16 protein-coding genes are annotated in these 20,959 nt (G+C 58.9%); 10 read left to right on the top strand and 6 right to left on the bottom strand.

The genetic code is table 11. The annotated features are described in order from the left end of the window. Positions 1–10 precede the first annotated feature (10 nt). The 3 genes from V5738_RS05790 to V5738_RS05800 are packed head-to-tail and all read left to right on the top strand — an operon-like array spanning position 11 to position 3,861. Positions 11–1,150 carry a pectate lyase gene (locus V5738_RS05790; RefSeq protein ID WP_423823465.1) on the top strand — a complete coding sequence of 380 codons (1,140 nt, stop codon included), beginning with the start codon at positions 11–13 and terminating at the stop codon, positions 1,148–1,150. A gap of 3 nt (positions 1,151–1,153) precedes the next feature. Next, positions 1,154–2,566, top strand: a complete 1,413-nt coding sequence (locus tag V5738_RS05795) for a putative O-glycosylation ligase, exosortase A system-associated (protein WP_423823466.1) — start codon at positions 1,154–1,156, stop codon at positions 2,564–2,566. Beyond that, on the top strand, positions 2,560–3,861 hold the full coding sequence (locus tag V5738_RS05800; protein ID WP_423823467.1) for a glycosyltransferase: 1,302 nt from the start codon (positions 2,560–2,562) through the stop codon (positions 3,859–3,861). Before V5738_RS05795 ends, V5738_RS05800 begins: the two co-directional genes overlap by 7 nt. A gap of 193 nt (positions 3,862–4,054) precedes the next feature. Here V5738_RS05800 and V5738_RS05805 read toward each other — a convergent pair whose 3' ends face one another. Both V5738_RS05805 and V5738_RS05810 read right to left on the bottom strand, forming a co-directional pair. Beyond that, positions 4,055–5,125 (bottom strand): glycosyltransferase family 2 protein, encoded by a 1,071-nt coding sequence (locus V5738_RS05805; RefSeq protein ID WP_423823468.1) that lies wholly within the window; start codon positions 5,123–5,125, stop codon positions 4,055–4,057. A gap of 9 nt (positions 5,126–5,134) precedes the next feature. Then, entirely contained in the window at positions 5,135–6,181 is a 1,047-nt protein-coding gene (locus V5738_RS05810; RefSeq protein ID WP_423823469.1) for a glycosyltransferase family 2 protein, read from the bottom strand. A 784-nt stretch (positions 6,182–6,965) separates the two neighbouring features. On the opposite strand from V5738_RS05810, the gene V5738_RS05815 reads away from it, so the two are divergent. From V5738_RS05815 to galE, 7 genes are all read left to right on the top strand, one after another. Further along, the gene (locus V5738_RS05815; protein WP_423823470.1) at positions 6,966–9,152 is read left to right on the top strand and encodes a hypothetical protein; all 2,187 of its coding nucleotides are present in this window, start codon (positions 6,966–6,968) and stop codon (positions 9,150–9,152) included. 67 nt (positions 9,153–9,219) lie between these two features. Further along, positions 9,220–10,737: a lipopolysaccharide biosynthesis protein gene (locus tag V5738_RS05820; protein ID WP_423823472.1), complete on the top strand. Its 1,518-nt coding sequence runs from the start codon at positions 9,220–9,222 to the stop codon at positions 10,735–10,737. Further along, positions 10,738–12,381: an ArnT family glycosyltransferase gene (locus V5738_RS05825; protein WP_423823473.1), complete on the top strand. Its 1,644-nt coding sequence runs from the start codon at positions 10,738–10,740 to the stop codon at positions 12,379–12,381. 215 nt (positions 12,382–12,596) lie between these two features. Next, complete coding sequence (locus V5738_RS05830; protein ID WP_423823474.1) at positions 12,597–13,445, top strand: hypothetical protein; 849 nt, start codon at positions 12,597–12,599, stop codon at positions 13,443–13,445. Next, positions 13,442–14,137, top strand: a complete 696-nt coding sequence (locus V5738_RS05835; RefSeq protein ID WP_423823475.1) for a phosphatidylserine decarboxylase — start codon at positions 13,442–13,444, stop codon at positions 14,135–14,137. Before V5738_RS05830 ends, V5738_RS05835 begins: the two co-directional genes overlap by 4 nt. Next, on the top strand, positions 14,137–14,325 hold the full coding sequence (locus tag V5738_RS05840; protein WP_423823476.1) for a hypothetical protein: 189 nt from the start codon (positions 14,137–14,139) through the stop codon (positions 14,323–14,325). Before V5738_RS05835 ends, V5738_RS05840 begins: the two co-directional genes overlap by 1 nt. 51 nt (positions 14,326–14,376) lie before the next feature. Next, positions 14,377–15,393, top strand: a complete 1,017-nt coding sequence (gene galE, locus V5738_RS05845; RefSeq protein ID WP_423823478.1) for a UDP-glucose 4-epimerase GalE — start codon at positions 14,377–14,379, stop codon at positions 15,391–15,393. 114 nt (positions 15,394–15,507) lie between these two features. On the opposite strand, the gene V5738_RS05850 is transcribed toward galE, so the two are convergent. The 4 genes from V5738_RS05850 to V5738_RS05865 all read right to left on the bottom strand — a co-directional run bounded on the left by V5738_RS05850 (position 15,508) and on the right by V5738_RS05865 (position 20,843). After that, the gene (locus V5738_RS05850) at positions 15,508–16,986 is read right to left on the bottom strand and encodes an FAD-dependent oxidoreductase (protein WP_423823479.1); all 1,479 of its coding nucleotides are present in this window, start codon (positions 16,984–16,986) and stop codon (positions 15,508–15,510) included. A gap of 114 nt (positions 16,987–17,100) precedes the next feature. Then, the gene (locus tag V5738_RS05855; RefSeq protein WP_423823480.1) at positions 17,101–17,934 is read right to left on the bottom strand and encodes an amidohydrolase family protein; all 834 of its coding nucleotides are present in this window, start codon (positions 17,932–17,934) and stop codon (positions 17,101–17,103) included. Next, positions 17,927–18,790: an amidohydrolase family protein gene (locus V5738_RS05860; RefSeq protein ID WP_423823481.1), complete on the bottom strand. Its 864-nt coding sequence runs from the start codon at positions 18,788–18,790 to the stop codon at positions 17,927–17,929. Before V5738_RS05860 ends, V5738_RS05855 begins: the two co-directional genes overlap by 8 nt. After that, positions 18,777–20,843, bottom strand: coding sequence for a glycosyltransferase (locus V5738_RS05865; RefSeq protein WP_423823482.1), 2,067 nt, complete (start codon positions 20,841–20,843; stop codon positions 18,777–18,779). Before V5738_RS05865 ends, V5738_RS05860 begins: the two co-directional genes overlap by 14 nt. Positions 20,844–20,959 lie beyond the last annotated feature (116 nt).

The raw sequence follows: 20,959 nt of genomic DNA on the forward strand, positions 1-20,959 counted from the left end.
GAGAGCTTTGTTGAAAACTGCTTCGCCCCGCTGGTGGCATCACCGTGTTTATAGTCGCCTGGGGATCGGTCGGCATGATTGCGCCGACCATGACCGTCATCTGGACGAAGCTGCGGCGTGGCTGGCCCGTGCCCAGGATGTCGGCGCTGACGCCGGCGTTCCAGCTTTTTACAACGGTGCGCGTGGCCGTTGGGCGGCCTCCTATCCAGAAACGACCGGCTATATCATTCCAACGCTGTATGACTACGCCATGCGTACGCATAGCGAGGAGTTCCGCGAGCGGGCAACGCGGATGGCGCATTGGGAATCCGATGTGCAACTGGCCAATGGCGCTGTCTGTGCGGGCACGATCGATGCCAAGCGGCTGGTCCCTACGGTGTTCAATACCGGTCAGGTGTTGTTCGGCTGGGCTGCGGCCTATGATCAGACCGGCGAGGTTCGTTTTGCCGACTCCTTGTCGAAGGCCGCCGACTGGCTGCTCTCAGTTCAGGATGCAGACGGGGCTTGGCGTCAGTTTGGCTCGCCGTTTACTACTCATCCGCTCAATACCTATAACACGCGAACCGCCTTGGGATTGCTCGAGGCCGCTAAAGCTATCGACGAGCCCCGCTATGCGGCGGCTGCGCGTGCCAACGTCGCCTGGGCCTTGACCCAAATGCGGCCCAACGGCTGGTTGGAGAACAACGATCTCGAAGACAACCGGCGACCGCTGACGCATACCATTGGCTATGCCTTGCAGGCTATGCTCGAGGTCGGTATTCGCCTGGGCGAGACACAGTTTATCGATGCAGCACGACACGCTCTAGCGCGGGTTGCTGCCTGCCAAAGACGCGATGGGAGTCTGCCAGGGCGTTTGGATAGTCGCTGGCAGGCGGCCGCGCCTTGGGCCTGTCTGACCGGCGATGTGCAGATTGCCTATGCATGGCTGCAGCTGGCGCGTTTCGACGGCGACGCCAGTTGGCGTGAATCGGCGCATCGGGCCATTGGGTTCGTGCAGTCGACGCAGGACCTTGCCACAATGGATCCCATTCGGCGTGGTGCGATTGCCGGCTCCTATCCATGGCACGGGGGATACATGGGGTGTCGTTATCCGAACTGGGCAGCCAAATTTTTCATGGACGCAGTAATGGCTCTGCGGGAGGCCGACTAAGCCATGCGTGATATTGCGCTGCTTCTTTTCGTGGTGGCGACGCTGCCAATGGCGTTCATGCGCCCGATTATTGGGCTTCTGCTGTGGATGATGTTCAGTTACCTGAACCCGCACCGCATGACCTGGGGCTTTGCCGTCACTCAGCCCTGGGTCATGATCGTGGCGATCGTTACGCTGGCCGGCTTGGCGGCCCAGGCTAAACAACGCCAAGCGCCGCCGTTCAAGCCCATTGTGGTGCTGATGACGTTGTTTCTGGGTTGGGTCGCGTTATCGACCACTCAGGCGGTCGTGCCCGAGGGCGCGAATAAAGAGCTGACGCAGTTCATCAAGATGATGACGATGACCTACGTCACTCTCATGTTGGTGACCGACCGTCAGAAGCTGCAATGGGTGATTTGGGTGAGCGTGGCCTCGTTCGGCTTCTGGGGCTTCAAAGGCGGCCTGTTCACGCTTTTAACCGGCGGCAACTATCATGTGATGGGGCCGGAATCGAGCTTCTTTACAGATAACAACCAGTTCGCGCTGATCATGTGCATGACCATACCGCTCATGCGTTATGTGCAGCTGCATACCGAGGATCGTCGGCTCAATATAGTGCTCTGGGCCGTCATGGGTTTGACAGCCGTGGCGGTCATCGGCACCTATTCGCGCGGCGGTTTGCTGGCGTTGGCGATCACCGGCGGCATGCTGATCTGGAAGAGCCGCCGACGGAGTATCCTGATCCTGCTGGCGCCGGCGCTTGCGCTGGCTATTGGCGCCTTCATGCCGGAACAGTACGCCAACCGTATCAACACGATCGATCAATACCAGCAAGACAAGTCCGCGCAGGGCCGTATTCAATCCTGGGAATTCGCATTCAATGTAGCGAAGGCGAATCCGTTGTTCGGCGGTGGTTTCAATGTTTGGTCCAGCCACGATATGTGGCGTCAGTACGGGCCGCCCGATGCGGTTCCCGGCCGCGCCATCCACAGTATCTTTTTCGAAGTGCTGGGCGAGCAAGGGTTTGTTGGGCTGGCTTTGTTTATCGCTTTGATGGCCGCCGGTTATATCGGCTTGGCGCGTATACGCAAGAAAGCGCGGGCAGGGCCACCGGAGAATGCGTTTTTCGGAGATCTTGCCAGCATGCTCCAGGTCAGTCTGGTCGCATATGCTGCCGCAGGTTCGCTGCTGCCGATGCCGTATATCGACTTCCTCTATCAGATGCTGGCGATCGTTGCTGTTATGCAAGTGTTGGTCGAGCGGCAGCCCGCGAAAGCTCGACAGCATAGCGGTCCCTCATCTATTGAACCCAAGAAAGACACCCCGGGGTCGTCAGCCGGCAAACGGCAGCGTTCGAGCCGTGCCAGACCACGTAAGGAACTGGCTTCTGGCGGAGGAGAGCGTGTGCGTGGCATACAGGATTTGCCGCCATGGTAGCCACTGCCCAACGCATGAACTATAAAACACAGTCTTCGCTGGTTGGGTACCGTCAGGTACTGATGATCGCGTTTCATTATCCGCCAATCGCAGCTTCTGCAGGGGCTTTGCGATCCCGCGCCTTTGCCAGTTATTTGCCCGACTATGGCTGGCAGGCCCATATTTTGGCGCCAAAGCTCGAGGTATACGATGAGCTCGATTACGAGACACCAATGCCTTGTCATGGCGAGGTGCATCGCAGCTGGGCACTGGATGCACGGCGTCACCTGGGGTGGAAAGGTCGCTATCCGGCATGGGTGGCGGTACCCGATCGATGGGCCGCCTGGGCCCCCAGCGCTATCGCCCTTGGGCGGCGACTGATTCGCGAGCATGCGATCGATGCCATCTGGTCGACGTACCCTATTGCGACCAGTCACTTGATCGGTGCCGTACTGGCGCGCTGGTCAGGCCTGCCGTGGATTGCAGAATTTCGCGATCCGGTTCGCCCGGACGGCAAACCGCTCCAATGCTGGGCGCATCGAGCGATCGAGCGAAGAATAGCGATCGAGGCGAATCGTGCTGTTTTTGTGACGGCCGGGGCGCGCCAAGACTATGTGCAGCGGTTCCCGTTTGCCGCTGGCCGGTCGGAAGTCATTCCGAACGGTTTCGACGAGGCATTTACGCCGGTGGCAGCTGCCGAGCCACGACAGAGCCGTGAAGTGCGGCCGATTACAGTGCTGCATACCGGCCATCTCTATGAAACAGGACGTAATCCCGGCGCGTTGTTCGCAGCATTGGCTCAATTGAAGCAGGAAAAAAAGATCGACGCCCGGCAGTTGCAGATCGTGTTCCGCAACTCGCAACAGGATGAACTGTTCCAAGCTGAAATCGATCGGCTGGATATTGCAGATCTAGTGACCCTGTCGCCGCGTATCGCGCATGAGCGAGCGCTTGTTGAACAGGCCGAGGCGGACGGCCTCTTGCTTCTGCAGGGTCGCGAATTCAATACCCAAGTTCCTGCCAAGCTGTTCGAATATCTGCGGGTCGGCCGGCCGGTGCTGGCACTCGTCGATCCCGAAGGCGATACAGCTGGGCTGTTGGATGAGCTCGACGCGGGGGTACGCGCTGATGCCTGCGACGTGAAGGAGATCGCGGCCGCCGTGATGATGTTTGTCGAAGGGCTGCGCTTGCAGCCGGGGGGCGACCCGGCGTGGATCGTGGATGACCAGAGACTGCAGTCATATTCAAGACGACATCAAACCGGCCGGTTGGCGACTATGCTCGAAGAAGTGACAGCCAGAAAGTCCACTGATTGAGTCGGCTGCTATGACTTCGCCATCAAGTAAGCTCAGTAAGCTAACAAAGATTTAAAAGCCGGCGAATCGCGCCAATTTTTATCGCTGTCCGATCAAACGCGGGACTGCAACCGCTGTCGGATGTACGGCATCAGGCCCAGCGACTAGATATTTGTGAAAAACGGGCTCAGAAATGCCTAGTGGCTTGCAGAGGCTAGGCGCTGCGATCGGGATGATCCCGATTGCGGGGTAAGTTAGACAGCGGATGCAGCAGTCGATGTTTGATCGCGCCGGTGTCATGAAGCAGGAAATGGGCCAGTTCCGAATGCCCCATCCGGTATAGACGGCTGCCCAACGCCATCTTGCGACCGTACTTCTGTTGAACTATATCAGGTTGAATTCGCTGCCGATCCGGTAGGCGAGCCATCATTTGCTTTATGTAGTCGCGCCGTGTGCGGCGGTCCGGTATCTTGCGACTGAAATGTAGGACGCCGGGGATAAATATTTCGATGGTTTCAAAGCGTTCCTGCCAGTCATGGCCTAAACGTGGCGCCACTGGCGCGATTTCGCCGGTTGCTTCGCCATGCAATATTTTCGAAATACTGCGTTGGGCGGCCTCGACCAGCTGGCTCAGATGGCCAGGATCGACAGAGTTCATGGCTGAGGCAAGTCGATCTCGTCGGTAGTTGTACAGCAGCGCATCCAGAGTCAGAGGAGCAGTCGCGCGAGTAAAAAGATAGGGCACGACGGCCAGGTCCTCATAGGCGATATCGCAATCGAATTGGATGTTTTCCAATAAATCGCGATGGAAGAGCTTATTGCAGGGCGAATTGGTCATGCCCCAGAAATCGGCTCGGCAATAGTGCGGGTAGCGTTCTGTACCGTAGACTTCGTAAAAGCTGAAGGTAATGAAGTCGGTGCCCGGATGTTGCTGTATTGCGGCATCGAATGCCGGTATCAGATTGGGTTCGAGCCAATCATCGCCATCGACGAACATGATATACCGCCCTCGGGCGGCCATAAGGCCCTGATTGCGGGCATCGCTGACGCCGCCGTTGCGCTTGTCGATCACCCGGACCCGCGGATCGTTTTCGTAGCGTGCGATCACCAAGCGTGTATTGTCAGTCGACCCATCGTTTACGACGATAATCTCGCAATTCTCGACGGTATCGACCAATAACGAAGACAGACAATCATCGATATATTCAGCCACGTTATAGGCTGCAACAATGATCGAGTAAGTCGGCGTGGGGCCCGGATTTACAGAGGGCGTTTCAGTACTCATAGCTCGTCATCAATCTTTGGCGCGGCCGATACGATTGGTGACTTCGCGTTTCAAGCGACCTAGGTCGAACAACAGGAACTCGGCCGCACGATAATGTCTCCGTTTATAAAGACGGGAGGCCAGCGCGATCTTCGCTCCGAAATCGCGAGCCAGCCATTGCGCGCTGGGTGTTCCGCTGGGCAGCTTTTCCATGAAGCGCGCGATATAGTCGTGCCGGGCGGCCCGATCGTCGATTTTCCGCGACCAGTAAATAATGGCGGGCACGAAAACATCGACTGTATAAAACCGGCGCTTCCAGTCCGGGCCCAGCTGTTGTTCCAACCCGCCAGTGTCGTGGCGTTCCAGATATCTTTCGATGCGTTCGACACAAAGAGAGGCAGCCGTAAGAAGCTCGAAGAAACGTCGCGTATCTTTCGAGTTCATGATCGAGCCGGACCGCGTATTGCGATAATTGTAGAGCGCTCGGTTGATGTGACGAGGGTGGCGTGCTCGAGCGACCCACGGCCGAACAGCGGCGAGGTCTTCGTAGAGCATGCCCTCGTCAAATCGGTCGTTGCCGATGAGTTCTCGACGATAAATTTTGTTCCAAGCCGCATTCCGGGATTCCCAGAAATTTGGCCGGCAGGGTTGTCGGGTGCGTTCTGTTTGGCTGACGTCCGTGTAATCGAAAACCCAGAGGTCGGCTTTTGGGTCTTGTTTGATATGGTCCAGCGCCGTATCGATATATCCGGGTTCGACCCAGTCGTCGCCGTCGACAAAGATCAAATATTGACCGCGGGCGAGTTCGATACCGGCGTTGCGTGCCGCGCTCGGGCCATGGTTGTCACGGCTCAAGGCCTGCAACATGGGATGTTGACTGGCTAGCGACTGCAATATATGCGGTGTCGCGTCCGATGATCCATCATCGATCGCGATAATCTCGTAATCCACAGAATCGGACGCGAGTATCGAGCGAACGCATTCCTCGATATAGTCCTCGATATTATACGCTGCGACGATAACGCTGAGCGTGGGCTCAGCGCGCTCTTGTGTATTGATTGATGCCACCGTACTCATAACCGTGTCATCGAAGCCGCGCGAGTTAAGACAAAGAGACTGAGCGTATTAATACCGGGCAAAAGTATAGGCGTTTTACGGACAAGATAAGGCATTGTATAGCACTCACGCATTGCTGGCAGGTCGAAGGGCGAATGGCGCGCTCGAAAATCAGGGCCGCAGAACCCGATGAGGTAGTTTAGCGATCTGAGTGCGTGATAGACGTTTATTATCTTGTTTCTGTCTCTGATAGTCCGCTTATGAGCGCTTCTATTACCCGATGTATGAGGGGAAGCATTGTGGGGTATCGGTTGGTCGAAGAGACCTCGTCGTATGTTCAAGGGCCCGGCTCGCCGATAGATAATAAAGCGATTTGCAACGGTGACCCGCCCGACGGTTGCGCAGTGGCTAGCCTGCTGCGTACCGATGTTTAAAATAGTTATAAATGGGTTTCGACACGACATCCGAAAATCCGGCTATATCGTGCTTCGCCCCCGGTGACAAAAGCAAGCCGTGGTCGTCTTCGGGAAGTCTTCAATTCTGGGCTGGTTTGCGAACTCGAACGCCGGTCGGCGTGTCGCCTAGGATCTGATATGGCTTTATGCTTTAGGGGCGCGCCGACAAGACGTCTATAATTCGATAACTTATAGCACTCATTTGCGCTTTGAATCTCGCGATGGCCGCATGTGGCAGTTCAATGGTTTTGCCATTTTATCGGGTACTGGCGACCTTGCTTGACCGGTTTTAAACGGCACCATTGGTTAGACTGACAATTGCCCGAGTACGCAGGGCAAAGGCGAAGTACATGAAACAAATCAAACGTCTTACTAGCGATCATGACCTTCCAGGCCAGGGCGGTAAGTTAATCGGTTGTCTGTTGGCCGTCATGCTTTTGCTTGTAGGGGGCGTTTTTGCCAAGCCGGCGCGTGCGGCACCAGACCAGCCGCTCATGAACATTCGTTTGGCCCATTTAGATGCCGATTGCGCGGGGAGCGCACCCGTCACCTTCGGCCAGCCATTTCGGCCCGGGGATGTACCTCGAGGGCGGACAATCAAGGTTCAGAATGGCGATCAAACCTTGCCAGGGCAGGTCGATGTCAAGGCACGTAATGCCGATGGGTCGGTCCGGCACGCAATCGTCTCCCTCGACGTGCCATGCTCAATCGACCGTGATGATGCACTAACCATTGCGGTTGGCCGTGAAGAAAGTGGCACGTCGGGCGCCGAGATCGCGGATGTATTGAATACGGACTTCGATAGCCGAATTGCGATTGATGCGGCAGGGCATGCTTGGCAAGCCAGTGCACGCGATCTGCTTCGACAAATCCAGTCCGACGGGGGCTGCGCAGCAACCAAACTCTATTGTCGTCGTTGGTTAAAAGGGCGTCTGGCCAACGAATGGGTGGTGGGCGCGCCGCTTGCGGATAAACAGGGCCAGCCTCATCCCCGTCTAATGGCGTTTTTTGCCGTGCGGGCTTATGGGAAGGGTGCAGCGATCGGCCCGGTACGGGTCGATGTAACGGTGGAGAATGATTGGTCCTATGATGTGGCGCCTGCAAACGAGTCGTACGAAGCCACATTGTCGGTTCCAGGGCAAAAGCCGATACAGCTGTCGAAGATGACCCACTACGCCCATGCGCGCTGGCACCAGGTGTTGTGGTGGCAGCGTGAGGACGGGCCGGCATGGTTCGCGGCTCTGAACGGAAAGTATTTACAGGCCACCCCAGCAGTACCCAACTATCAATCGATCGATCTGTCGCCGTCGTTGCTGGCGCATGTGCGCCAGAGCTGTGCGCCGATGGATCATTGCGATGTCATGGGGCATATGGAATCGACGGGCGCACAACCCCAGATCGGTCCACTACCGCAATGGAGCAGTGCCTACGCAGTTAACACGCGCGATTATCGTGTGTACCGCTGGATGCTGGCGAACAGCGACGCTTTGGGAGCGTACGGCATCCATTACCGGGAAAAAGCGACCGGCGAGCCGTTATCGCTGGATCGACATCCGTGTGCAACGCTGCTCGGGCCGGCCGAACAATCGAAATGCCATGTGCCGCCCCACGGCGATGATCGTTTGCCGGATTGTGCGGGCGATTGCCATTCACCGATTCGAGCCGAGTCGGCTCACCACGGCGCCCCAGCCTATATGGCGTATTTGGTGACGGGCGATTGGTTTTATGCCCAGGAGCTGTCTGCATGGGCGAACTGGGTCGTCTTTTCGCAAAATCCCGGATATCGAGATTATCGGGCAGGGCTGATACACGATAAACAGCTTCGCGGACAGGCCTGGGCTCTTCGGACTCTTGGCTATGCCGCTTATGCGTTGCCCGATGATGCGCCTATAAAGTCTTATTTTATATCAGCCGTTGAAAACAATATCCGCTGGTATAATTCTCGATATACGGATAATTCTGATGCCAATCCGCTGGGGTTCGTGAAAAATGGCTACGCCTTGGCGTACCCATTTGGCGATGCCGACAAAACGGGGATTGCGCCGTGGCAAATGTCGTTTTTCACTTGGGCGACTGGTAACCTTGCCGATCTCGGATTCGATGGCGCCGATCGTATGCGCAATTATTTCTCGCGTTTTCAAATCGGCGCCTTGACCAGTTCTGATTTTTGTTCGGTTATGGCGAGCGCTTACAAGCTTCGAGTGCGCGATAGCCAGAAATCGAGCTTCTACACGGATTTCGGCACCGTTTACGATAAATCCTTTTCCGATTTGGCCGATGTCGGCTGCGAGCCCAAAGCCTTGAGCAGAGCGTTGAAAAATAAAAAAGGGTACGACGGTTTCTCTTATCCCCCAGGGACTATGGTGGGCTATCCGAAGTCCGATACGGGCTTCGTTGCAAACTATCAAATCGGCATGGCGGCAGCCGCAAATTCGGATCTGTCGGGCGCCAGCAAAGCATGGGACTGGTTCATGGACCGCCCGGTACGGCCTGATTACACGCAATCACCACAGTTTGCGGTCACACCATCCGAGTAGTGATCCGCCATGTCCCCAGGCTGTGGCGTATGGCTCGCATCGTGATCCGCGAAAAGCGTGATCGCTAGTGGGGCGTATACGGTTTTTTAAGGCGGCGAAACCTGATGTAAAGACGCAGAACCGGAAATCTCTGCGTCTTTCATTGTTTTTCTCAACCGCACAACAGTATACGGCGCTGCTGATTACGATCCCGTCGATGATGATTCTGAGCCGGCTGCTGACCCCGGCCCAGATTGGCGTGTATTCGGTCGCGATCGCGTTCGTCAATCTCGTGCATATGCTGCGTGACCTCGGTACCAGTGAGTATTTGGTCCAGTCCGCTTCACTGGAAGACGATATCGCGCGTTCGGCATTCACCGTAACGCTGATCATGGCTTGGGCGTTGGCGGTGGTGCTGTTCGTCGCTAGTCCGTGGGTTGCCCTGTTCTTCGATGAAAAGGGCCTGGGTGCCGTACTGCGTATTCTTTGTCTGACCTATTTGCTCCTACCGATTGGTTCGACGGTCAACGCGATGTTGATTCGCGAGATGGAGTTCGGCCTTCGATATAAGATTAATACCGCCCAGGTCCTTGTGCAGAATCTGGTAACGATCAGTCTGGCCTGGTTCGGATGGGGGTATTTCAGCCCAGCCTGGGGCGCCGTAGCAGGAATGCTAGCCACGATCAGCGGCTGCTTCTACTGGGCCGGCCATTATCGTATTCGGGGATTGAGCTTGGCTCACTGGCGGCCGATCACCAAGTTTGGCCTCAACCAGACCGCCGGTTCGGTCATGCAGCGTCTCGGCGAGAGCGCCCCGGATTTCGTAATCGGGCGGGTGCTGGGTTTTGCCCAGGTCGGCTTGTACAGCCGTGGCTTTGGGCTAGTACGGATGTTTCGAGACAACATCAGTGGTGCGGTCGGTTCGGTCACCTTCTCGGCGTTTTCGCATCGGCATCGAAACGGGGGCGGTGCGAACGAGCTCTATCTACGGTCGATTACGTTCATCACCGGGTTGGGTTGGCCATTTCTAGGATTTGCCTCTTTTATGGCATTTCCGATCATTCGGATCTTTTTTGGTGATCAGTGGGACGAGGCCGTGCCGATTCTCAGGCTGTTGGCGATTCAAGGCATGTTGTCGCTGATTGTGATCCATTTTCAAGAGCTGCTGACCGGTACCGGGCGCGTCGGCCTGGCCACTGCTTTGACGGGCGCCTGGCAGGGCACGCTAGTTGCGGCACTGCTTCTGGCCGCGCCCTTCGGTTTGGTCGCTGTAGCATCCTCGTTAATTCCAGCGACCGTTATAACGGTTATCATCGTGATGGTCTGCCTCGCGTATACGGTGCAGATTCAACTCAGTAGTTTCATGAGCGCGTTGTGGCCGAGTACGGTTTTATCGTTTTGTGCCTTGGTGCCAGTCGCAATATCGCGCTATGTGTATCCGCCTGGTGTCGATGCGCTGTGGGGGCCCCTCATCACGGCGGGGCTGGGATTGATCGCCGGGTCAGTGGTTGGTGGTTGGTTATCGTCCCACCCGCTATGGCACGAGATTAAAGGTTTTCTTATCAAGCGGCTGACCGGCTGCTCTGCAACGCCGAACGAATCTTGAATGCAAAATCGCAATAGAACAGCAAATGGCGGCCTCGCCCTACGAGCATTGGTTGGGCTCGGGTTGGTGATGGTCGTGATCGTGATATTCAGCCAAGCGCGGTATGGCTACGAATTCTTTTATTCGGACGCGCCTCGCCATGCCTTGAATGGCGCGTTCATTCTCGATCTGGTGAAGGCTTTCCCGATCCATCAGCCGGTCCAGTGGGCATACAACTATTACGCCCAATATCCGGCTTTGACGATCTTGTTCTACCCGCCGCTGTATCCGGCGGTTCTGGCGGTCGCCTATGCGTTATTCGGCATCTCGCAGGCAAGTGCCGTAATCGTCAACGCGTTGTTCTATCTTGCCTTGGTCGTAGGCGTCTATCGGCTGGCCAGCCGGTATGTCGCACAGCTTCCAGCGCTTGCAACGGCCGTTGTGGTCGGTGCGGCTCCGGAGATGGCGTTCTGGGGACGCCAGATCATGACCGATGTGCCGGCAACCACTTTGTTGGTGTGGGCCGCAGAACTGTTTCTGGCCTATCAAGCCACGCACCGGCAACGTGATTTATATCTCGGGGCTGCGCTCGCGGTGGCCGCGGTTTGGATCAAGATTACAGTCTGTTTCCTACTGCCGGTGATGGCGATCGGGGTGGTGCTGCTCGACGGCCGCCAAGCATGGCGGCTGCGACGCAACTGGATCGTATTCTTCGGCGTCTGCATCCTCATGATGCCGCTGATCTGGCTGACGCTGCACTTCGGCCAGACCAACGTGCAATCGGTATCCGGCGTTCCCGATGGCGCGGCCTCGCGCACATCAATATCGAACTGGCTGTGGTATGCGCGCCGTTTGCCCGAACAGCTGGGCTGGCCCGCCACTATTACGATTATCATTGGCCTGGGTGCCGGCTTAGTGCGGCTGGCCCGGCGCAGACAACTGCCGTGGCAATGGGGCTTCCTGATTGCCTGGGTTGGCATCGGTTATCTATTTTTTTCGGCCATCGATCTCAAGGATCCTCGGTTTACGCTCCCGATTCTGCCGCCTTTGGCACTGATCGGCGTCTGGGGCGTCTGCCATGTGTTTGGACGTCGGCAGTCCTGGGAATACGCGGTGCTCGCGGCGCTCGCTCTGGCGACACTTGTGATGACGCTGGTTTATCGCCCGCCGCTTTATGTGTCCGGCTATGCTCAGATTGTCAAGGAGGTCAGCCGCCGGGCGCCGGAGCAGTCGAATGTCGTATTTTCCGGTTATCGCGATGGCGCCTTCGTTTTCGCGATGCGGGCCATTGGTGATCGACCGGATGTCGACACCATCAGAGCTGACAAACTCCTGCTGAGTATCGCGATTCGACGCTCGACGGGGGTCGAAGGCAAGCATTTGACGCGTTCCGAGATTGCCAAGCAGCTCACCCGACAGAAGGCGGCATACGTGGTGGCCCAGGATGATTTTTGGACCGATCTAGTCGAAATGCGCCGCCTGCAAGACGTGCTGCATTCCGATCAGTTCACCCCCGTGAAGCACTATCGTATGCAAACCAATTTCAACGCGCATGATCAGGCCATTACGGTCTATCGCAATAACGCCAAGTTGCCGGCTGAACGGCCGGCTCGTTCGATCGACCTGCCGGCGATTAATCACACGGTAAGCGAAAGTTCCGAATAATTATTAGTTCGATGGCCAGATATAAGAATAGATTGCGCCTACGCTAGCGCGCACTCGAAAGGTTTCATGGCAGCCCGCGTGATAGGCGGCTATCTTTGGCACGAGCTGTTTGAGGCCGCAACTCGAACAGCCGGCGATGGGCAAAAACTCACAATTCTCGCCTGGCACACCAGTACAATAGACTGCTGGGATATATTCAGCGACGGAGTAACGGAATGACCGAGGGCAATTTGCCGACGCCGGATGACGCGTCTGGCAAACGTCGACGAAGATTGCTGGCCCGCAAGCGTCTTTATCAGCGTTTCTGGGGTGGCCGAACGGCGAACGAGACTCCTGTAGTGGTTTTCCTGACGGGAAATCCGGACATCGGCCGCGGCTATATCGTGGATGCGTTCGAGCGAAATTTTGAAACCGATGTTTATCGTAGCGATGACGCGCGTGCCTTTTCCAATGGCGAGCTGAAGTCCGAGGAAGCACTGCGCCGACTGATCGGACGCTCGAGAGCGCCGGCCATGGTTTTCGTGGCCAGCCACGACGCCCAGGCCGTCGGCGGTCTGGTAGAGCATTTTTCGCCGGCGCGAGCCCTGTGGTTCTTCCAGGACTATCGGCGGTTTATCGAGCGCGCCAAACAAAGCGGTGATCTGCCGGCTGCGCGCGAATATCTTCACGAACTCTCTCAGGCGGATGCTGAATACGCCGGTGGGCGTCTCGCGATCCCGGACGATGTAGCGGCCTTGCTGTCCCAGCAGTCGTTGACCGAGGACACCGTCTGGGGATTGGTCTGGTATACCTTGCATGCGCGGTTTCGAAGTCAGAAACTCGACCGTAGCCATCAGGTGCATCTGGTATCCGAAGATGATCTGCTTGCCGCTCCCCAGGCCGTGATGAACTGCCTGTTCGAAATGGTAGGCATCGCCACGATGGGCCACCAGCTCAAGCGACGTGTCAAAACACCACGCCGTAGTCGGCAAGCACTCGAGCTGCCCGGCGCGCTGCAGCAGGCCTGCGATGAACTTCTGGATTGGCTTAAAACCCATAGTGTGGATGCCTCCGAACACTCGTGATCCTGTTCTGGTTCCAGCTATCGGTTCTTTCCGTATTGGCCGTGCTGATCGGCCTCGCTGCATGGCATTGGCCGTATCCATCGCCGGTTATCAGGCGCTGGCTGCCCGGGCGGCTGCGATGGCCGGAGGCACAGATTCGCGGCTGGCTTGCCAAGGGGCATTTCCATCCCGGCTACCTGGCTTTTTTCTATCGCGATCCTGAGCGCAGCACGGCCGAGCCCGGCCAGACGCTTATCGCGCCGGCCGATGGACTGATCACCAGCACAGATTGCCGGGGTGGGATTCGTTACATCGTGATCGCGCTGTCGTTCTGGGACATGCATGTGCAGCGCAGCCCCGTCGACGGGCGGGTGCTCAGCGTAGAACCACTGGGCGATACGCATACCGACGGTGAAGGGCGAGAATTCGCTTTTCTTCGCGAAAAATTCTGCCCGGTACAGACCCGTATCGCGATCGACTCGCGTGTGGGGCCGATTGCGGTCCGGCTGATTACCAGTGTTGCAGCACGTCGTCTTGAAGCCTGGGTCGAAGCTGAGCAAACACTCGTTCGCGGCCAGCGCATCGGGCGTATTCTGTTAGGCAGCACCGTGGTGCTGGAGGTACCGGAAGCCATGCGCTGTCGTGTGGCGCCCGGTGATCGGGTACTCGCCGGCGAAACTGGAATCGTAGAACCGCTGCCGGGTGCTGTCTGATGCCGGCCTGGGTCTACGATCAAGGGCATATCGGTTGGGTGCTGTTCAGTGCACTGGTTTATACCGGGGTGTTGTTTTTGGTCGCCGATTATCTATGGCGGCGTGTGACGATGTCGTCGCGCCGGCTGGCGATCGCTGTGGGGCTGGTATGGCTGGTCGGCATCTTTGTGATGCTTGCCTGGCCATAAATGGCCTGGCGGCATATGGAATCGGAATCAAAAAGGTAGGGAAAGTTATACATGACGGTTTTTCTGACCGGCGGGGCCGGCTTCATTGGTTCGCACACGGCTTTGGTGTTACTCGAGGCCGGCCACGATGTCGTGGTCTATGACAATCTGAGCAATGCCTCCCGCGAATCGCTGAATCGGGTCGAGCAATTGACCGGGCAACGGATCGAATTCATCGCAGGCGATATCCGGGACGGTCAGCACCTCGATCGCGTATTCGCCGAGCGCGATATCGACGCGGTCGTGCATTTCGCCGGTTTGAAGGCGGTCGGCGAGAGCACCGAGCAGCCGCTGGCCTACTACGACAACAATGTGGCTGGCACGTTGTCGCTCTGCAACGCCATGGACCGGGCTGATATTCGAACGCTGGTCTTCAGTTCTTCGGCGACGGTGTATGCCGAATCGCGCGAGATGCCGCTGTCCGAGCAGGCCCCGACGGGCCGGCCGACCAACCCCTACGGCAGTTCGAAATTGATGATCGAATGGTTGCTGGCGGATTTGCAGCAGGCCGATCCGCGCTGGTCGATCGCACTGCTGCGTTATTTTAACCCGGTTGGGGCCCACGAGAGCGGGCGCATCGGCGAAGATCCGCAGGGGCGGCCGAACAATCTGCTGCCGTTCATTAGCCAGGTCGCGGTGGGGCGTCTGCCCGAACTGGCGGTCTATGGCAGCGACTATCCGACCCGCGACGGCACCGGCATACGCGACTATATCCACGTTATGGATCTGGCGGCCGGGCACCTTGCTGCACTCAAGGCGATCGAGGGCACGAACGGCTTGCATACCTGGAATCTCGGCACCGGCCAGGGTTATTCCGTGCTGGAGATGATTCAGGCATTTGAACAGGCGGCCGATCGAGATATTGCCTATCGCCTCGTCGAGCGTCGCCCGGGCGACGTGGCCGAATGCTGGGCGGACGCCAGCCGGGCCGCCCGCGATCTGGGTTGGCGCGCCGAGCGCGGCCTTGAAGAGATTATGCGCGATGCCTGGCGGTGGCAGTCGCAGAACCCGAACGGGTTCCGCGGCTAATATCGGTCAGTGGTATGTGTCGGCGTTAGATGACGCCGGCACGCCGGATTTCAAACGGCCGCCAGCCGAGCCGGCGGGCAGTACCTATGCCCTGACGCGTCTGATGTAGGTGGCTCAGGCGCTTTGCGAGTCGCTCAAACTGGGACGGGCCGCCATTTCGTCGCGGGTCGCCTGTTCCTGATAACCCGATTCGGTGTTGACGGCCATATGATCGCCGCCGAGGTCGAGCAGGCGTTGCCCCAACAGCAGGCCCATTTCGATCGAGTGGTCGGCATTGTTGTAGCGAAACGTGCCGCCGCGCCCAGCAATTTCGAGTCCTTCGAATGCGTCGAGATAGCCACGAATCGCTGCGATCTTGTCGGCATATTCCAGGTCGTATATTGGATAGGCGTTCGGGGCTCGGACCACGGTCCAGTCGATCACATCGTCGGCGTGGACGAACCCGAGCTGGTCGGCGAGATCGGCAATACAGCGCTGGGCGATTTCGTCGTCACTCGACTGCCATAGCGCATCGTCGCGAAAACAAAAGCATTCCAGAACCAGCGATGTCCGGCCGGTGTCCGGCACCATGTCCGGGCTCCAGTTTTTCGGCTCGTGGATGCGCCCGAACACGATGTCGCGATTCTGGACATACAGCCAGGTATCCGGCGAGACCTGCTCGCGGTCGACAATTAGATTCACGGTGATCAGGTCGCGAAACGTCAGCCCGTTGGCGGCTTTGCGCACAACCGGGTCGCAGGCCGGTGTGATCATCTGGGTCAGCAACCCAAGTGGGATCGTGGATACCACATCGGTGGCTGCGAGCGACTGTGCCCCCTCGCTATCGCGATAGTGTACGCGATAGTCGTGCGAACCTTGATAGTCGATGCCGGTAACCGATGCGTTCAACAGCACGGTATTGCCGAAGTCTTGGACATCTTCGGCCAGACGCTCGGCGATGCGCATATACCCGTAGCGCGGGTACATGAATTGCTCGATCAGGCTGGTATTGTCAGTCGAGCCGCGTTGGACGGCCTCGCGCGCTAACCGCCGGATCGATAGGCCCTTGCTGCGTTGACTGACCCAATCGGCGGATAATTCGCGACAGGAGCGGCCCCAAACTTTTTCCGTGTACTGGCGAAAGAACATATCGAAAAGCTTGCCGCCGAACTGAGCGGTGAATGCATCTTCGATATGCCGGATCGGCTTGCGGAGCAGGCTATACTCGATCGAGGCCTTGGCATAGCTGAGACCGGCGACCGCCAGGGTCGTGGTAGCGGTTTTGTCGATTACGTCGAGCGGGCGAATCGGGTAATCGTAGAAAGTTCCCTGATAGAACACCCGGCTGATGCGATCGACATCGACCAGCTCGCCGGCCATCAGGCGCTTGAACCAATTGTTCAGATCCGGATTCTTGGAAAACCACCGGTGTCCGCCCAGATCAAACCGATAACCCTTGTAATTCACGGTTCGGCACAGGCCGCCGACATAACTGTTGCGCTCGACCACGGTGACCCGAGCGCCCAGGCGGCTCAGTTCGTGGGCACAGGCCAGACCAGCCGGGCCGGCGCCGAGAACGACGATATGGCGTTGCGACTGTGAATCGTCGCTCATAAGACTCACCGAAATAGAAGAAAAACGAGGAGTCGGACCAGCACAGCCAGATCGATGAAAAGAGTTCGCTCTGGCCAGCCCCCCTCGGCTGAATGGCAGGCTACGGGAGCATGCTCATGTGGTCAAAGGGCCGAAAATCTCGGCCGCCGCGCCACGCCCGATGTGCTCCAGCAGCTTATCGTCGCGCACGGCCCGAGTGACATGCTGCCAGCCGACCCAGGGGTGCATCAGCGGGGCATCGGAACCAAATACGATGCGCTCGGGTATGTGTGCGACTGCATAGCGCAGATATTCGGTATGCCAGGCCCCCGAAGTATCCAAATAGACGTGGTCGTGCCGGGCTGCTACGGCGATCGCGTCGCGCAAATGGTGTTCCGCACAAGGGAAGCAGCCGAGATGGGCAATGATCACTGGCCCCCGGGTATGCGCGATCAGGTGTTTTTCGATCCAGGCCGGGCCACAGAAATCGCCGCCGTGAACCAGCAGCGGCAGACGGCGTTCATCGATCGCAGCGAGTGTGTCGCGATTCGGCACGCCGTCCATATGTGGCAACAACTTGACCCCATCGAAGCCATCCAACTCTGCCGGGTCAGCCAGATCCGGAGGGCGACGGCTCAAGCGGCGCCGGATCTTGCGCCGGGCCAGCCAGGGCGCGGGCTCGGTGAGTGGAATAGCGCGGCTGGATAGCCGCGCAAAGGCCAACAGGGTGCGATCGCTTTGTGCAGCGGTTGCGGCCAGCGCCTGATTGGCTTGACGATAACCGTCGGCTCGCAGCGGCGCGAAGATACAGGCCCGCTCGATGCCGCTGGCCGCCATCAACGACTGGTATTCGGCGACCGTCAGTTCCGGATAGAAAATCTCGCCGGTATCGCTGGCACCGATATGCACATGACAGTCGGTCAAAGCGAATTCGGGCGCCGGGTGCGTTTGGAAAATCCGTTCAGGCATGCTGCGGTCTACGTTCGATCCAGGGCGCGAACAGACGCTCGGCGTTGAGCCGGCCGATGGCTTCGAGTTGGCGATCGTCGCGAACTGCGGTGGCCAGCTGTAGCCAGGCGACCCGGGGGTGGGCGAGCGGCGCATCGGAGCCGAACAACAGTTTATGTGGCACCCGTTGGGCAGCGAATCTCAAGAATTCCGATACCCAGACGCCCGACGTATCGAGGTGGATTTGGGGCTCGCGGGCGGCAAGATCGACCGCCTCGGCCAATAGGTCGGCTTCGGTCGGATAGGCGCCCAGATGCGCGAGTATGACCGGGGTGCATAGACGTGGCAGCAGCCGGCGGGCGATCCAGCTCGGCGGGCTATGCTGGCCGGCATGTACGAGCACCGGCAACCCGCGTTGGTTGATGGCCTCGAATATCGCTGCTTCGGGCAAGCCGCTCAGATGCGGAATCAGCTTGATTCCGGCGAAACCATCGAGATCGATGGCAGGTCCAGGCTCGCGAAGCAGGCGGGCGCGTACGGCCCGGCGAGCCTGCCAGAACTGGCGGATCGGCCGCGGCCCGCCGGGACCACCGAGACGGGCGAATGGCAGCACGCAGGCGCTTTGGCGCATCGCCCAGTCGCGCAGCGCGATATTGGCCCGGTCATAGTTGGCCATCAACGGTGGAAAGGCACATACCCGGTGTACCCCGGCGTCGTCCATCAGACCAAGGTATTCATCGGCCGTAAGCCGGCCATAGCCGATGCCGTCGGTATCGGTGACCCCGAGGTTGGCATGTACGTCGAACAACGGAATGGCCGGTGCCTGCTGGGGGGCGGCACGAAATAGCGGCGGCAGGCTCGGGCTAGACGAAATCATTGACCCACACCCGATTGGGCTCGTACCCGAGCTCGATGAGATACTCCGGCATCTCCGGAATCGACTCCAGCATGGCCTGCATGCGCTCGGTATGTTCGGGGTCGAGCCAGGGCGATGAGCGGCCTCTCTCAACCGCGCGCAGGCCGCCCAGCGCGCCTTCGGTCATGGAGTCGCGGCTGCGGCCGGTTGCCCGCACCCGGTCGTCGTAGCGCGAGAATTCGTGCTTATCCTGCCAGCCAATGGCTTCGGCGAGGGCAGCCTGAACACGGTCCGGATCGGTCACCAGATCTTCGTAGCGGATGAACGTTACATCCGGGCCCGTGTCGAGCGCGCGCACGTGTTCGTAGATGGTCTGCCAGCGCTCGAAATCCACATAGTAGCCCTGGCTGCTCGGATAAGCCTGGTGTGCAGAGGTCAGTATCGCCCGCGGATCCCGCAGCATCACGACGAAATGCACTTGACCGGTACGTTCGCGGTAGTGAGCGCGCAGCGCGTCGATAGCGGTGATATCGCGCGGATATTTGCTGACCATATAGTGATGGTTGCGAACGGCATAGCGGGCAGCCCAGAGACCTTCGAGCTCGCCGTCGAAGGTACGTACATCTGCCACGCAGGCTTCGATCATCAGCTGTAGCAGCGTCGAACCGGTACGCGGGAAGCCGCAGATCACGACGTGGGTATCGAGCGGCGTCAGGCCCGGGGCGCCGGTATCCACGGCCCGCCGTAGCAGACGTCGTGAGCTGCGTGTTGCGGTTTCGAGCACGGGCAGGCGCTGGGGCGATGCCGCGCTCGCGCGGCTGGCCTGGCTGGCCACTCCGGCGTAGACGGCTCGATAGCGCTCGACTTCGTTTTTCCAGCTGCGGCTGTCATCGGCCTGGCTGATGCCTGCCCAGGGATGTGTCAGAAAATCAGACAGCGCCGAGGCAAACGACTCGGCGTCGGGCGTGACATAGGCAACATCTTCGGCATCAGGGCCAAGCAACTCCTTGAGTGCCGGCAGATCCGAAGCCAACAACGGGATGCCGGCAGCGCGAGCCTCCAATGGCTTAAGCGGCGTGGTATCGGTCGTGACCGGGCTTGGCCGGCGCGGGATGACAAACAGATCCAAGTTCGCATAGAACTCGGGCATCTCGCTATAGGGTACGAAGCCGGGCAGCTCGATCGTCTCGCGCAGGCCACGCTCGGCGACTCGCGTGGCGATCCGCTCGTAGTCGGCGCCGTCGCCGGCCAGCACGACCTTCAGCCGGTCGCGTAGATCCTCGGGCAGGGCCGCTACTGCATCGACTAGAAGATCCAGACCTTCCATTTCGGCGAAGGTGCAGGCATAGCCGATACGTCGGACCGGGCGCAGCGCGCTGTCATCCCGCGGCGATGAAGCGATAGCAAATCGATCGCCATCGAAGCTGTTGCGCACGACATGGACCTGCGCAGCGGCTGCGCCATTGGCGACGATCCGTCGGGCCAAGCCATCCGAGATCGTGACCACGGCATCGGCGGCTTGGCATAGACGGGCCTCGTGGCGATTGAACAGTCGACCGCGCAGGCGAGCATAAGGATCGCGCCGGCCTAGGTCGTAATCGCCGTTGAAACAGCGCAGCTCATAAACACAGGGCAGGCCGAAATCGCGTGCCACTTCCAGTGCGACCGCGCCGACGTAATGCGGGTGGTGCGCATGGATGACATCCGGAGCCAGCCGCCGGACGATGCTGGTCAGTTCGTCCCGGAATTCGCGCCGCGTGGCCGGGGCGAGCCGCAGCCCCGGGCGTTCCAGGCGGCGCAGCGAGGCGCCAATGCCCGAAGTCTCACCGTAGCGTCGGGCCTCGATCTGGGCGTCTTGGTGCCAGGCCGAGGTATCGAAGTCTGGGTCCTGTGCCCCGGTCAAAGGCACGAACGGCGATACCGCGACCGCAACCTCGAGCCCCAGATGGCGCTGCTGGGCGGTGATCAGCCCGCTGCTGCGCACGGTATAGCCATCGATATACGGCCAGCCGTAGTTCACGACATGCAGCACGCGCTGCACCGGCAAAGAGTTGGCGGGCGGCCGTTCGGACATAAAGCGGGCTGATTGGCGGCGCACCGTATCGGCGATACCGGTCGCGCCTGAATGAACGATAAGCCCTGCAGAATATGGCACGAAGCCGTGGCTTGACCATGATTGGCTGCGCGATG

The organism is Salinisphaera sp. SPP-AMP-43 (assembly GCF_049568105.1).
Taxonomy (GTDB): Bacteria; Pseudomonadota; Gammaproteobacteria; order Nevskiales; family Salinisphaeraceae; genus Salinisphaera.

Excerpts from the sequence above, each read along its gene's own strand:
- V5738_RS05795 (WP_423823466.1), top strand. The coding sequence starts at position 1,154 with ATGCGTGATATTGCGCTGCTTCTTTTCGTGGTGGCGACGCTGCCAATG.
- V5738_RS05800 (WP_423823467.1), top strand. The coding sequence starts at position 2,560 with ATGGTAGCCACTGCCCAACGCATGAACTATAAAACACAGTCTTCGCTG.
- V5738_RS05805 (WP_423823468.1), bottom strand. The coding sequence starts at position 5,125 with ATGAGTACTGAAACGCCCTCTGTAAATCCGGGCCCCACGCCGACTTAC.
- V5738_RS05810 (WP_423823469.1), bottom strand. The coding sequence starts at position 6,181 with ATGAGTACGGTGGCATCAATCAATACACAAGAGCGCGCTGAGCCCACG.
- V5738_RS05815 (WP_423823470.1), top strand. The coding sequence starts at position 6,966 with ATGAAACAAATCAAACGTCTTACTAGCGATCATGACCTTCCAGGCCAG.
- V5738_RS05825 (WP_423823473.1), top strand. The coding sequence starts at position 10,738 with ATGCAAAATCGCAATAGAACAGCAAATGGCGGCCTCGCCCTACGAGCA.
- V5738_RS05830 (WP_423823474.1), top strand. The coding sequence starts at position 12,597 with ATGACCGAGGGCAATTTGCCGACGCCGGATGACGCGTCTGGCAAACGT.
- V5738_RS05840 (WP_423823476.1), top strand. The coding sequence starts at position 14,137 with ATGCCGGCCTGGGTCTACGATCAAGGGCATATCGGTTGGGTGCTGTTC.
- galE (WP_423823478.1), top strand. The coding sequence starts at position 14,377 with ATGACGGTTTTTCTGACCGGCGGGGCCGGCTTCATTGGTTCGCACACG.
- V5738_RS05850 (WP_423823479.1), bottom strand. The coding sequence starts at position 16,986 with ATGAGCGACGATTCACAGTCGCAACGCCATATCGTCGTTCTCGGCGCC.
- V5738_RS05855 (WP_423823480.1), bottom strand. The coding sequence starts at position 17,934 with ATGCCTGAACGGATTTTCCAAACGCACCCGGCGCCCGAATTCGCTTTG.
- V5738_RS05860 (WP_423823481.1), bottom strand. The coding sequence starts at position 18,790 with ATGATTTCGTCTAGCCCGAGCCTGCCGCCGCTATTTCGTGCCGCCCCC.
- V5738_RS05865 (WP_423823482.1), bottom strand. The coding sequence starts at position 20,843 with ATGTCCGAACGGCCGCCCGCCAACTCTTTGCCGGTGCAGCGCGTGCTG.